Raw genomic sequence first — 11,939 nt, 5'->3', positions numbered from 1 at the left:
CCCTGAACGAGCTTGCCGCCGCTTACGCGAAAACGGAATAGCGTTTATCTTGCAGGAAGAATTTCGAAAGCTTCGGTTCACGCCGGGGCTTTTTTGCTATCTGTTGCACACGAATTCCCTATGAAGTTACCCAAATATCCTATTCATCAGTTAGACGAATTTACATACCAATTTCTTAGTCGGGGCCCTCGGGGAGATTTCGAGATGCGTGTGCTTTTTACACAGGAATTTGCTGAATTGCCCACAAATATTTATCACCTTGCTTTCGGATGCTGGTCCTACGATTTGCAGGATATTGACGATGTTGTTGAACTGCGAAATAAGGATGCGGATAAAGTTCTGGCTACCGTGACCCATATCGCTCTGCACTTCTTGCGGCAGCATTCGTCGGCTTTCATTTTTGCACAGGGAAGTACGCCTTCACGAACAAGGAAGTATCAAATGGGAGTCGCGAAAAACTTGAAAGAAATGCCGTTCAACATAAAAGTTAAGGGCCTCGTACCAGGTACTGCTTCCGAACCAGAACCACGCTGGGCCGATTTCAGGATTGGTATCAATTACAAAGCCTTCATTTTATATGCCCGAGTTTAGTTATATTTGATCAGGGTGAAAACATATCCACTATGGAAACTGTAAAAAACAAACTACAAAAAGTAAAAAGCGTGCAGGAGGCAGAAATTGCTGGGAGTGGCCAGAAACTCAAGAATCTGGACAGGAAGAGACTTCAAATGAGGGACACGTTAAAGCAGTTTCCTTTCGACTTCGAAAACGCCAAAAGTAACCTTTAAATGCCTTCACAAACCTACATTGCGATGCTCCGCGGAATTAACGTGAGCGGGAAGAATATGATCAAAATGCCTGCTCTTGCGGCGCTTTTTACAGAGTTGGGTTTGGGGAATGTGAAAACGTATATACAAAGCGGGAATGTACTTTTTAATCGTAAAAGTACTTCCGAACAGGAGCTCGCTGCCGAAATCGGTGCGGCGATAAAGCGTGTTTTTGACTTTGAGGTGGAAACACTTGTCGTCAGTCTGCCGACTTTGAATGCAGTTCTGCAAGGTAACCCGTTTATTAATGAGAGGAATGAAGAGGTCGCCAAGCTGCACGCTACCTTTCTGTACCAACTTCCAGATGCGGCTCAAATGGCCAAGATTGAGCCCGGTAAGTTCTTGCCTGATGAATTTGCTCTGGTTGGTGAGACCATTTATGTGTTCTGTCCGGACGGTTACGGGCGCACGAAACTGACTAACAACTTTTTGAAAATAAGCTGAAAGTCACGGCAACTACCCGGAACTGGAAGACAGTTACCGAGCTGGTGAGGCTTGGCCAGGAAATGGCGGCCGAGTCCTAGTACTTTGATAGGGACGGAAGAAGTCGTATTTTGACTTACAAAACTGCCTTATTGCAGTAACCGACCGCATTTCGTTCCAGTATATGAAAGACAATTCAAGACGCAAATTCTTACAAAATGTAAGCCTGGCTTCGCTAGCCTCCGTTTCGCCCCTGTCCGCTGAACCCGAAAGAACCAAAGAACTTTTCATTCATCACGTCTTCTTTTATCTCAAAGATCCCAATAACGCCCAGGACGAAGCAAAGCTGCTGGAAGGCTTGCACAAGCTGGCGAAAGTACCTACCATTCAATACGTCCATATTGGTAAACCGGCCGAGACAAGCCGCTCCGTAATCGTCCGCGACTATACATTTTCGTGGATGTGCTTTTTCAAAAACATCATCGAGGAGGAAATTTACCAGACCCACCCAATCCACCTCGACTTTATCAAAGACTATTCGCATTTGTGGGAAAAGGTGGTAGTGTACGATTCAGTTGGCCCGAAGAAAGTAGGGTGACCGCAAAAGGAGCCTTTTAGCTACAAACTTTCACCTTCATGATGTTTAAAATGTTCTTGTTCAGGATCTGCACAATTTCAATGATCCTTTCTGTTGTGCAGGTTCAAAAACCCCTATTTGCCCAGCATACAAGTGACGGGATCCGACTTAACCAGGTTGGTTTTTATCCGAATGGTCCCAAGCTGGCGATCGTCTCGGGTGATAAGTATACGGACTTCACTGTGCTCAATGCAAGCTCTGGCAAAGTGGTTTTCAAAGGTAAGCTCGGGCCACAGCGTACAAGTCAGCACTCAGGGAAAGTGACCCGACCAGCTGATTTTACGAGTATTATCAAGCCTGGTAAGTATGTGATCGCACTATCGGAGACAGTGAAGTCTGCGCCATTTGAGATCAAGAAAAATGTACATAAAAGCGTCGCACAAGCCGCATTGAAGGGTTTCTACTACCAGCGCGCATCCATTGAATTGCCTGAAAAATACGCCGGTAAATGGGCGAGACCGGCCGGGCATCCTGATACCAGGGTGCTGATCCACCCTTCCGCAGTATCTGAAGGGCGACCGGAAAATTTCGTGATCAGTGCTCCCGGCGGCTGGTATGATGCCGGCGATTACAATAAGTATATCGTCAATTCGGGCATTACAATGGGCACTTTGCTGTCGCTGTACGAAGATTTTCCGCTCTATTTTGAGAATTTCAACACCAACATTCCAGAAAGCAACAACTCGGTACCAGACCTGCTCGACGAGGTGATATACAACCTGCGATGGATGCTGGCGATGCAGGATCCGGCCGATGGGGGAGTGTACCACAAGCTCACCAACCCACGCTTTGATGGAATGATCATGCCGGATGCAGCCGATAAGCCCAGGTACGTAGTCCAGAAAAACACAGTTGCTACACTTGACTTTGTGGCAGTTATGGCGCAGGCCGGGCGCATATTCAGGAATTTTGAAAACAAACTACCCGGACTTTCCGACTCCTGTCTGGTAGCAGCTGTGAAAGGCTGGGAATGGGCTAAAAAGAATCCGGATGTGTACTACAACCAGAATGAGATCAATGCAAAGTTTGATCCGGACATTGTTACAGGTGCTTATGGGGACAGAGGTGCGGCGGATGAATGGATTTGGGCCGCCAGTGAAATGTACGCAAGTACTGGTAAATCAGACTATCTCAAAGGCGTCGATCTGAAAACAGGCGCGCCTATGCCGCTGCCAACATGGAATATGGTACAGGCGCTGGGGTACTACACTTTGCTGCGCACAGCCGAGAACCTTAAAACAGAGGCGGCAATTGTAGATCCTGTAAGAAAGAGTATTACTGCGTTCTCAGACGAGCTTTTAAAAGAACTAGAAAAGCAGCCTTATCACACAGTAATGGGCAAGAATGCAAAGGATTATGCATGGGGCAGCAGCTCTGTTGCGGCTAACCAGGGAATTGCATTACTCAACACATTCAAGCTCACGAAAGACAGAAAATACCTGCTGGCCGCGCTTGGTAACCTTGACTACCTGCTGGGCAGAAATGCGACTACTTACTGTTTTCTGACTGGTTTTGGATCAAAAAAAGTAATGCACCCGCACCATCGCCTGTCCATTGCGGACGGGATCGCTGATCCTGTTCCCGGGCTCTTGTCTGGCGGTCCCAATCCTGGCCAGCAGGACAAATGCGCTACTTACACCAGTAAGTTCGCTGACGAATCGTTTACAGACGACGATTGTTCCTACGCGTCTAATGAAATTGCCATCAACTGGAATGCGCCGATGGTTTACCTTTCGGCGGCGATAGAAGCTTTAATGGAGAAATAATTATTTGACGGGCACAGTGGGAGGGGTTTCATTATAACCCTTCTTGCCCGTCATATTTTCTTCTTCCGATTCTTTAATGGCTTCCTTTTTTACCGTTTTTTGAGGTTTTGCGCTATCATCTTCGTGTTTCGCATCGCCTTTTGGTCCCGGACGTGATGGTGAGCTTCCTTCGATATCTTTCTCGTTTTCCTCGTTTTTAGTTTTCATAGTTGTTTGGCTTTTTTTCGTATTTAGCAAAATCTATTCCCGCGTTTACGTTCCATTTTACAACACATTGAACTTATGAGTATGCTTGAATCATTTTCGCAAATCCGGAACTTGTTGAAAAACATTGACATTGCCGCGCTTAACAAACTTTCCAGGAAAGTTGATTTGAATCAGCTGATGGGAGTTGTTTCGAAAATGAGCGAGGATGATTTAGGCAAAATGTTAAAGTTTATGCAGGCTGGTTCCGGCAAGAAAAAGGCACCGCCGGTTGTCAATGGCGACTTTTATGAACTGACCGACACGCTGCAACCCGAAGAAAAGCAGATCCAGCTGAAAGTGCGCGAGTTCATGGAAACTGAAATCAAGCCTATAGCCAATCATTACTGGAACAACGCCCAGTTCCCTATGCACATTATCCCGTTAATGGCTAAGCTGGATATCTGCGGATTAACCTACAAAGGATATGGTTGTGCCGGAAAGTCGGCTTTGCTGGAAGGATTTATCGCCATGGAAATGGCGCGGATTGATTCTTCTATTTCAACATTTTTCGGTGTGCACAGCGGACTGGCGATGGGATCTATTTACTTATGCGGCTCCGAGGAACAAAAGCAGTACTGGTTACCCATAATGCAGAAAATGCAGGTAATCGGCGCTTTCGGGTTAACTGAGCCGGAAGTTGGCTCGGGTGCGGCTGGTGGGCTGACTACCACCTGCAAAAGAAATGGCGATGAATGGACGATCAATGGGCAGAAAAAATGGATTGGTAATGCAACATTCTCCGATATCACAATCATCTGGGCGAGGGACCTGGACGATAATCAGGTGAAAGGGTTTATCGTGAAAAAGGAAAATCCCGGATTCAAAGCTGAGAAAATGCAGGACAAAATGGCCCTGCGCACAGTCCAGAACGCATTGATAACGTTGACAGACTGCAAAGTCCAGGAGGCTGACAGGCTGCAAAACGCAAACTCTTTCAAGGATACAGCAAATGTACTGCGGATGACGCGGGCAGGTGTGGCCTGGCAGGCAGTTGGCTGCGGCCGCGGTGCCTATGAGCTCGCATTAAAGTACACCATGGAGAGAAAGCAGTTCGGCCGCCCGATTGCAGGGTTCCAGCTGGTTCAGGACCTGCTCGTTACCATGCTGGGTGATCTTACCGCCATGCAAACAATGGTTTTCAGGCTTTCTCAATTGCAGGATACTGGCGTACTTACCGACGAGCACGCTTCTTTGGCCAAAGTATTTTGCACGCTCCGCATGCGCTCCATTGTGGATCACGCGCGCGAGCTCTTTGGCGGAAATGGTATTTTGCTGGAATACGACATCGCACGTTTTGTAGCCGATGCCGAGGCGATTTACTCTTATGAAGGCACCAAGGAGATCAATTCGCTGATAGTTGGCCGGGCGATAACCGGCGAAAGCGCATTTGTATAATCACAAAAATGGTTGTGGCGCTTAATTAAGATTTAAGCCCACAGCCAATCCGACGTAAGGTTTTCCATGGTAGATCCAGCTGTCGCGGTTCTTGTCAAGAAGGTGGTCTACGCCGCCGATGATACCGAATGTAATCTGATTCAAGCCCATCAGTATTGCCACCCCTTTTGACCAGACCAGCCCGTCGTATTCTATGTTAATCGCATTGTTGGTGACCCACGGATTCATAGCCGTTACACCAAGGCCCGTGATCAGTCCTGCCGAAATTCCGTAATGTTTTACATCCTGGGTTACCCTGCCGATCGGGTTCTTTTTGTAAGAAAGCCGGTAAATATCTGAACGATATCCCAGGTAAACCACCCCATTCACATTGTTGCTGAACTGCTTCGGAAATGATTCAGCGGTAGGGCGGAATTTGAGTGGGATCGTGAGGATATCTACATCGAAACCATTCTGCCAGTACTTATTCGCCCCAAGTGTTTCCTTGTCAGACTTCTGCGGATAAGACTTCTTCTGCATGGTGGTACTTTTGAGGTCCATGCGTTTCCAGCCTTTTTGCAGGGAATATACCACAATGGAATCTTCGGTATTTTCAATGTAAACCTGCCGGTTTTTTCCTTTCAGCTCGGTATGATAAACGCCATCCGCAAAATTAAACTTTGGGCTGTCTTTCGCGCTCTTACAGCTGTAAATAAGGAAAGTAGTAGAAATGAGGAAAAGTATGCGGAACAGCATTGTAGCTTTTTTAGCGAAACAGGTAAACATTTATTAACTGTTCCCTGCTGATTTTACAGGCAAGATAAGGAGATACACGCAATCTTCTACTGGATGTCGCAAACACCCCCTTTTATTGCCGTATCTACACAGCGTTCAAAGAATGCAGGGATTGTAGCTTTGTAGTATCAAAAGCATTTAAACAAAGCATTCAAACCTGAAAATCATGGAAGCAACATTTGGCAGTGAGCCCGTAAAGGTGAAGTCTTCAAAAGGTGTATTGGCGGGTAAAATCATCAGTACATTGTGCGTGTTATTTCTTCTTTTTGATGCGATCATGAAAGTGATCAAAGAGCCGCATTCCATAGAGGGATCTGCGCAGCTTGGCTGGCCCGTGGATCAGGTACAAAGTATCGGAATTGTATTATTGGTGAGTACGATATTGTACATCATCCCGCGTACAGCGGTGCTGGGAGCTATTTTGATTACCGGCTATCTCGGCGGAGCGATCGCAATTATGGTGCGCGCCGGACAGCCGCTGTATTTCGCACTCGTATTCGGAATCCTGGTGTGGGTTGGATTGTGCCTGCGTAATGATCAGGTAAAAAGAATAATTCTGCCTTAAACCTCAGGCATAACTGATCTCGGAACATCTGACAAAAACAATGGGAGTTGCACGGTGAACTTTCCCGCACAACTCCCGACAAAATGCAGCCAGAACAAGCTGCATTTTAAATGTTATTTCGCAGGGGTAATTACGATGTTACGGTACTCCACCGGACCGTGATCGCCCTGAATGTACAGCGGCCCTGGCTCTCCTTCATTGCTGTCCAGCGCTCCGCCGGTGATGCCCGGGATTTCCTGGTTGCTGATCACCGTTTTTCCATTTGCCACAAGCGTCAGCATTCTGCCGATCAATGTGATATCGTAGGAATTCCACTCACCAGCGTCTTTCGCAACCATTTCACTCGGAGCAATAAATCCGTAAACTGATCCCATTTGGTCCAGCGCAGGCTCCATTCCTTTGCTGTCAGTTACCTGCACTTCGTACCTGCCTCTCAGGTAAACGCCGCTGTTGCTTCCTTTCGGAATGCGGAACTCGATGTGCAGCTTGAAGTCGCCGAATTTCTGGTCAGTGATCAGGTTAGCGCCTGATTTCGGACTGCGCAAAATACCGTTTTCAGCAACCCATTGATTTTCGCCTCCTACTGCATGCCAACCTTTGATTTCGTTGCCTGCAGTGAGTTTCACCGGGGTACCCCATGCAGGTGTTCCTTTTCCGCGGAGCGCAGGAGCGCGAACTCCTTTCCACGTGTAAGTTTTGCCTTCCGGAGTGGTCATTGAACCGCTCAGCGTTTCGCCTGATATGGTACCTTCAACAGTCAGGTTCTTGTCACCGCGCTCCCATTGTGGCGGGATTTCAAATTTGAACTTTCCATCTGCAAATTGTACCTCTGCGATCGGGCGGGCACTTCCCGAAAAGCTGGTAAACTGTCCTACCAATGTTTTGGTACCGGAGTGGCGTACTTCCAGCCAGGAAGGGGCAGGCTTGCCGTCCCGGTCCACGGTAATGTCCCAGCGCCCCTCCAAAGGTGAGGCGAGCGGTTTTGCTTCCAGCGGCGCAGCGGCAATGGAAGCAGCGGATAATGCAAGGCAGAAAAGCCTTTTCAGGTTAAGTCGGGATAATTTGATCATTATATTTTAAATATTAAGAAAGGTCAATTTATGGATAAATTTCCAGAAAAAACTTGCGATCGTTGCTGGTACTTCCGCCAGGCACTTCTTAATAAAATCAACCTGAATTGCTTTTGATGCAGACCGACTTTGTGTAGATTTGAAGAAATGCACCTCATAATGAAGAGTCTTGATAAAAGTTTCCTTGACGACCTGGCAAGGATCGAGCAAATTCCGATCATCCCCAAAATGCTTGAAGTAATCTGCAGATCAACCGGAATGGGGTTTGCGGCTGTGGCCCGGGTAACAGATCAAAAGTGGCTCGCATGCAGCGTTCGGGATGAAATTGAATTTGGCTTGAAGCCGGGCGAAGAGTTGCCGCTTGAATCGACTATATGCAATGAAATCAGGCAGCGGCACGAGCTTGTGGTTATCGATAATGTAGATGAAGATGGTATTTACTGCAACCACCACACACCCCGAACTTACGGATTCAAAAGCTACATTTCTGTTCCAATCTTCTTAAAAAACGGGCAGTTTTTTGGTACGCTTTGCGCCATTGATCCTAAACCGGCGGTACTCAGCGACGTAAAAACGGTGGGAATGTTTGAAATGTTTACCGACCTGATCTCATTCCATTTACAGAATATAGAAGCTGTTGAAAAAAGCAGGCAGGCGGTAAGCGACCTGAACCACCAGCTTGCAGATTCCATCAATATCAATCACCAGTTTCACTTTATTTCTAACCACAACCTGCAAGAGCCGCTTCGAAAAATGCGCGTGTTTACAGGAATGCTTGTTGACGCTGCTGATAAAAACGATAATGCCAAAGCCCGGATTTACGCCGAAAAGGTCGATACCTGCGCACAGCAATTTTCATCCATTGTTACCGAGCTTTCAGAGTTCGCCGAGCTGTATAATGAAACAAACTTTGAGGCTGTGAACCTGAACGATGTGGTAGCGGAAGTAACAGAGCTGTTATCGCCCAGGCTTGAAGCAGCGGGTGCGAGTGTGCGGGTGGACCAGCTTCCTACCGTCACTGCAAACCGGTTTCAAATGGCACAGCTGTTTAGTAACCTGATCACCAATTCAATGCAGTATGCTAAAAAAGATGGTGCCCATTTAATCGAGATTTCTACCAAAATCCCGCAGGAAAACAGCACGGCAGACAGGTTAGGAAAAGGGAAAGATTTGGTAGAGCTGCGTATTCAGGACAATGGTTCCGGGTTCTCGGAGAACCACCTGGAACGTATTTTCGATATTTTCTCCAAATTTCCCGGATACAAACGAGGTCAGACGGATGGTAACTCTCTTGCTTACTGCCGCAAAATTGTGAGCAACCACGGTGGCCGTATTACTGCCGAGTCCGTAGAAGGGAAAGGAACCCTTTTCGTGGTGACGCTGCCTCTAAAAAGACGCCCCGCGACCAGCTATTAAGCCGGCCGCGGGGCGATCATAAAAGTAATTCTTTGTATTATCTTCTAAAAAAGATTGTTATCAGATGCCGCGCTATAACCCGCGACCGGTTTTATGTTGCAGTTCATCGATTCTTTTCGAAGCTTCCGCTTTGGTTAGCTTATCATCAAATTCAACTCCTGCTTCGTCCGAAAGCGTTTTAAGGTAAGATTGCTGTGCACCTGTCATCGGTTCGTCGCCGGTAGTCCATTGATCCGGATCTTTCACGGTATTAGAGCCTTTGAGCGCAGCAGCGTCATCTGCTTCATTTTGTTTTTGATTCGATTGGTTTTTGTCTGAAGTAGCCATTTTGTTGATGTTTTTTCTGACTATAAACAAAAAAACCGAGCCAGTCAGCCGGCCCGGTGTATCGTAAAATGATAATACTGACTCACTGCATCGTGATCAGCTGTGACTAGGGAAGTTGATCATCCAGTTCACGCCATATTTGTCCTGAAAGCTGCCGAAATAATCACCCCAGAAAGCATCTTCCATGGGCATTTCAATGTTACCGCCTACCGAAAGACCATTGAAAAGACTGTCGGCCTCTTCACGGCTTTCAGCAAACACGGAAATGTAAGCATAGTTGCCCATAGTAAGCGTGTGGCCCATGGAAGGTATGATGTCGGATGCCATTAACACATCATCTTTACCGATCGGGAGTGATATATGCATCACCCGGTTTCGCTCATTCTCGGGGAGTTGTTCGCTGCCCGGCATTTCCGACATGCGGTTTACAGCCCGGAATTCACCACCGAATACAGATTTGTAAAAGGTAAATGCCTCTTCTGCATTGCCATCAAAGTTGAGGTAAGTGTTTATTTTCGGCATGACAAGAATGTTTTGTTTGACAGGTTTTGTTTAAGTTTTATAAAACAAAATTAAGCTGTCTGCTGAAACCGGATTGTCCCTAAAAAGGACATTTGCAGGGGGTGGTTAGGACAAGAATTTCCTGTTGGTTTACGCTGTATTGAAGGCCAGTTTCGTCGGTTGTACTTGCTGCCTAGCTTCTTTTCAAAAATTTGAAGAGGATTTTATTGACAATTTCCAGCAGTACCCGGAAACTGCTCGGCTTTACGAAGAAATCATCTGCACCTGCTGCCAGTGCTTTATTTTTGAGGTCAGGATTGTCAGAAGTAGATAGCATTACTGTCGGCAACGCAGCCAGTTCCGGCTCCGATCTGATTTCTTTGATAGCTTCAATGCCGTTCATTTTTGGCATATTCATATCCACCATCACCACGGTATTGGAGAGGTCATCGGAGTCTTTTACATTTTTGAGCAGCTCCTTTCCGTCCTCGGCCTCAACCACCTTCACATTTGCATTCGCCTCTTCCAGTGCATCCTTAATCAGCATTCTATCGTCTTCGTCATCATCTGCAAGATGGACTGTCTGACCTTCTCCCATATTGAATTTGTATTTGATACAAAATTATCAAATAATCTCAATTGTTGATGAAGCTGGTGTGAAGTTGACAATGCTGAGCTCTTGCATAAATGACGATGAGAAACCGCTAACCTTTACTATCTTCGTAATAGAAACCCAGAAGAAATGATTAACAAGATCTTTGTTTTCCTCGTATTGGCAATGTCCAATATTCTCCTCTATTATTTAGTGATCGTTCTTGAACCGCAGGCTGACTATCGTGCCATGTTTATCGTGGTAAGAGCTATGCTGGTAACAAGCATCCTGATGCAGATTTTGACTGCAACCGGCTTCATGAAAGAAGAAAAGCTCTGGTAAATCACTCGCAACGTTTGTTTGTTGATCATCGCCAACAGCGCACAAGGAGGAACGGGGCGTGTTTTCCGCAGAAATAACGGCCGTCGCTTATACTTTTCCCTGACTTACTGGATTTCACTTCAAAGTTCACATCCCTGTTTTTCAGTGTGTTACTGCTTTTATTGCGCTGAAATTTTTCCGTTATGAACCAATAATGCCTGACAGGCAGTGCCCGAATATTCTGATTTCAGCGCTGTCCGCCGAAGGATCGTATGCTAAAATCGTATAGTCGCATTTACTAGTAAGCATCTTCGCTTATCGGCAAACTAATGCGCAGCAATGAGCGCGCCTCTATTGGCATGGGATTTGGCATGTAACCGATATCCAGGTTAATTAACTGGGTCGGTTACTTCTCCGGTGTTACGATTTCCGGATATAGCCGAAATCATTTTAATCACTTTACTATTATGAAAAAATTATTATTTGCTGCGGTATTGTTCCTGTCCGTACAATCAGCATTCGCGCAATCATTCAGCATCGGCCCAAAAGCAGGGTTAAACATCAGTAACTATACCGGCGGCGACATTGAGTCTGACGCTTTGGTAGGTTACCATCTCGGCGGTATTATCAATTACGGATTTGGAAAGGTATTCTCTCTGCAACCAGAAGTTCTATTCTCAACACAGGGTGCAAAAGTTAATAGAAACGGAAGTAAGTCTGATTTCAAAATCAGCTACGTTACTGTTCCGGTGATGTTCAAGTTCAAAACAAATGGTGGCTTTTACGTAGAGTTCGGGCCGCAGGCTGGTTTCAGGACTTCATCTGATATCCCTGATCAAACGATCAACAACTTCGCTAAAAACCTGGATCTGGCAGCAGCAGGTGGTATTGGTTACCAGTCGCCGATCGGACTTGGAGTAGGCGTACGCTATGTAGCGGGTCTTTCCAAAGTTGGAGACTTCACTGGCCAGAACATCAATCCTGACTTCAAAAACAGTGTGATCCAGGCCAGCTTGTTCTGGGCGATCCCGTTGGTTAAATAACTACATTGATCCTGTGAAAAGCGGACGGGCTGTTTG

Annotated in this window: 15 protein-coding genes; 9 read left to right on the top strand and 6 right to left on the bottom strand. The window is 46.5% G+C overall.

The window, feature by feature from the left end:
* Positions 1–120 precede the first annotated feature (120 nt).
* From ACTIE6_RS01510 to ACTIE6_RS01495, 4 genes are all read left to right on the top strand, one after another.
* On the top strand, positions 121–591 hold the full coding sequence (locus ACTIE6_RS01510; protein WP_439554944.1) for a DUF6934 family protein: 471 nt from the start codon (positions 121–123) through the stop codon (positions 589–591).
* Positions 592–788: 197 nt separating this feature from the next.
* Positions 789–1,271: a DUF1697 domain-containing protein gene (locus ACTIE6_RS01505; protein ID WP_439554943.1), complete on the top strand. Its 483-nt coding sequence runs from the start codon at positions 789–791 to the stop codon at positions 1,269–1,271.
* Positions 1,272–1,434: 163 nt separating this feature from the next.
* The gene (locus ACTIE6_RS01500) at positions 1,435–1,848 is read left to right on the top strand and encodes a Dabb family protein (RefSeq protein WP_439554942.1); all 414 of its coding nucleotides are present in this window, start codon (positions 1,435–1,437) and stop codon (positions 1,846–1,848) included.
* A gap of 38 nt (positions 1,849–1,886) precedes the next feature.
* Positions 1,887–3,653, top strand: a complete 1,767-nt coding sequence (locus tag ACTIE6_RS01495; RefSeq protein WP_439554941.1) for a glycoside hydrolase family 9 protein — start codon at positions 1,887–1,889, stop codon at positions 3,651–3,653.
* Here the strand turns inward: ACTIE6_RS01495 and ACTIE6_RS01490 are convergent, their stop codons facing one another.
* Positions 3,654–3,860: a hypothetical protein gene (locus ACTIE6_RS01490; protein ID WP_439554940.1), complete on the bottom strand. Its 207-nt coding sequence runs from the start codon at positions 3,858–3,860 to the stop codon at positions 3,654–3,656.
* A 75-nt stretch (positions 3,861–3,935) separates the two neighbouring features.
* Here ACTIE6_RS01490 and ACTIE6_RS01485 point away from each other — a divergent pair, with 75 nt between their 5' ends.
* The gene (locus ACTIE6_RS01485; protein ID WP_439554939.1) at positions 3,936–5,294 is read left to right on the top strand and encodes an acyl-CoA dehydrogenase family protein; all 1,359 of its coding nucleotides are present in this window, start codon (positions 3,936–3,938) and stop codon (positions 5,292–5,294) included.
* Between the two features lie 21 nt (positions 5,295–5,315).
* On the opposite strand, the gene ACTIE6_RS01480 is transcribed toward ACTIE6_RS01485, so the two are convergent.
* Positions 5,316–6,029: a hypothetical protein gene (locus ACTIE6_RS01480; protein ID WP_439554938.1), complete on the bottom strand. Its 714-nt coding sequence runs from the start codon at positions 6,027–6,029 to the stop codon at positions 5,316–5,318.
* Positions 6,030–6,234: 205 nt separating this feature from the next.
* Between ACTIE6_RS01480 and ACTIE6_RS01475 the strand changes: the two genes are divergently transcribed.
* Positions 6,235–6,633: a DoxX family protein gene (locus tag ACTIE6_RS01475; protein WP_439554937.1), complete on the top strand. Its 399-nt coding sequence runs from the start codon at positions 6,235–6,237 to the stop codon at positions 6,631–6,633.
* A gap of 113 nt (positions 6,634–6,746) precedes the next feature.
* Here ACTIE6_RS01475 and ACTIE6_RS01470 read toward each other — a convergent pair whose 3' ends face one another.
* Entirely contained in the window at positions 6,747–7,703 is a 957-nt protein-coding gene (locus tag ACTIE6_RS01470; protein ID WP_439554936.1) for a 3-keto-disaccharide hydrolase, read from the bottom strand.
* Between the two features lie 159 nt (positions 7,704–7,862).
* Here ACTIE6_RS01470 and ACTIE6_RS01465 point away from each other — a divergent pair, with 159 nt between their 5' ends.
* On the top strand, positions 7,863–9,119 hold the full coding sequence (locus ACTIE6_RS01465; RefSeq protein WP_439554935.1) for an ATP-binding protein: 1,257 nt from the start codon (positions 7,863–7,865) through the stop codon (positions 9,117–9,119).
* Positions 9,120–9,191: 72 nt separating this feature from the next.
* Here ACTIE6_RS01465 and ACTIE6_RS01460 read toward each other — a convergent pair whose 3' ends face one another.
* From ACTIE6_RS01460 to ACTIE6_RS01450, 3 genes are all read right to left on the bottom strand, one after another.
* Positions 9,192–9,446, bottom strand: a complete 255-nt coding sequence (locus tag ACTIE6_RS01460) for a DUF3072 domain-containing protein (RefSeq protein WP_439554934.1) — start codon at positions 9,444–9,446, stop codon at positions 9,192–9,194.
* Between the two features lie 96 nt (positions 9,447–9,542).
* A complete protein-coding gene (locus tag ACTIE6_RS01455; protein WP_439554933.1) occupies positions 9,543–9,968 on the bottom strand; it encodes a VOC family protein in 426 nt (141 codons plus the stop codon).
* A gap of 172 nt (positions 9,969–10,140) precedes the next feature.
* Complete coding sequence (locus ACTIE6_RS01450; RefSeq protein ID WP_439554932.1) at positions 10,141–10,545, bottom strand: response regulator; 405 nt, start codon at positions 10,543–10,545, stop codon at positions 10,141–10,143.
* A gap of 144 nt (positions 10,546–10,689) precedes the next feature.
* Between ACTIE6_RS01450 and ACTIE6_RS01445 the strand changes: the two genes are divergently transcribed.
* On the top strand, positions 10,690–10,881 hold the full coding sequence (locus ACTIE6_RS01445) for a hypothetical protein (RefSeq protein ID WP_439554931.1): 192 nt from the start codon (positions 10,690–10,692) through the stop codon (positions 10,879–10,881).
* A 446-nt stretch (positions 10,882–11,327) separates the two neighbouring features.
* Entirely contained in the window at positions 11,328–11,903 is a 576-nt protein-coding gene (locus ACTIE6_RS01440; protein ID WP_439554930.1) for a porin family protein, read from the top strand.
* The last annotated feature ends 36 nt before the right edge of the window (positions 11,904–11,939 follow it).

Origin of the sequence: Dyadobacter sp. (assembly GCF_051859145.1) — a bacterium.
In the GTDB taxonomy this organism is placed as follows: Bacteria; Bacteroidota; Bacteroidia; order Cytophagales; family Spirosomataceae; genus Dyadobacter.
This window is presented reverse-complemented; position numbering and strand designations above follow the sequence as displayed.

Bases quoted from the DNA above. Each gene is read 5' to 3' on its own strand.
- ACTIE6_RS01510 (WP_439554944.1), top strand. From the start codon at position 121: ATGAAGTTACCCAAATATCCTATTCATCAGTTAGACGAATTTACATAC.
- ACTIE6_RS01465 (WP_439554935.1), top strand. From the start codon at position 7,863: ATGAAGAGTCTTGATAAAAGTTTCCTTGACGACCTGGCAAGGATCGAG.
- ACTIE6_RS01440 (WP_439554930.1), top strand. From the start codon at position 11,328: ATGAAAAAATTATTATTTGCTGCGGTATTGTTCCTGTCCGTACAATCA.
- ACTIE6_RS01490 (WP_439554940.1), bottom strand. From the start codon at position 3,860: ATGAAAACTAAAAACGAGGAAAACGAGAAAGATATCGAAGGAAGCTCA.
- ACTIE6_RS01485 (WP_439554939.1), top strand. From the start codon at position 3,936: ATGAGTATGCTTGAATCATTTTCGCAAATCCGGAACTTGTTGAAAAAC.
- ACTIE6_RS01480 (WP_439554938.1), bottom strand. From the start codon at position 6,029: ATGCTGTTCCGCATACTTTTCCTCATTTCTACTACTTTCCTTATTTAC.
- ACTIE6_RS01475 (WP_439554937.1), top strand. From the start codon at position 6,235: ATGGAAGCAACATTTGGCAGTGAGCCCGTAAAGGTGAAGTCTTCAAAA.
- ACTIE6_RS01460 (WP_439554934.1), bottom strand. From the start codon at position 9,446: ATGGCTACTTCAGACAAAAACCAATCGAATCAAAAACAAAATGAAGCA.
- ACTIE6_RS01445 (WP_439554931.1), top strand. From the start codon at position 10,690: ATGATTAACAAGATCTTTGTTTTCCTCGTATTGGCAATGTCCAATATT.
- ACTIE6_RS01505 (WP_439554943.1), top strand. From the start codon at position 789: ATGCCTTCACAAACCTACATTGCGATGCTCCGCGGAATTAACGTGAGC.
- ACTIE6_RS01495 (WP_439554941.1), top strand. From the start codon at position 1,887: ATGATGTTTAAAATGTTCTTGTTCAGGATCTGCACAATTTCAATGATC.
- ACTIE6_RS01470 (WP_439554936.1), bottom strand. From the start codon at position 7,703: ATGATCAAATTATCCCGACTTAACCTGAAAAGGCTTTTCTGCCTTGCA.
- ACTIE6_RS01455 (WP_439554933.1), bottom strand. From the start codon at position 9,968: ATGCCGAAAATAAACACTTACCTCAACTTTGATGGCAATGCAGAAGAG.
- ACTIE6_RS01450 (WP_439554932.1), bottom strand. From the start codon at position 10,545: ATGGGAGAAGGTCAGACAGTCCATCTTGCAGATGATGACGAAGACGAT.
- ACTIE6_RS01500 (WP_439554942.1), top strand. From the start codon at position 1,435: ATGAAAGACAATTCAAGACGCAAATTCTTACAAAATGTAAGCCTGGCT.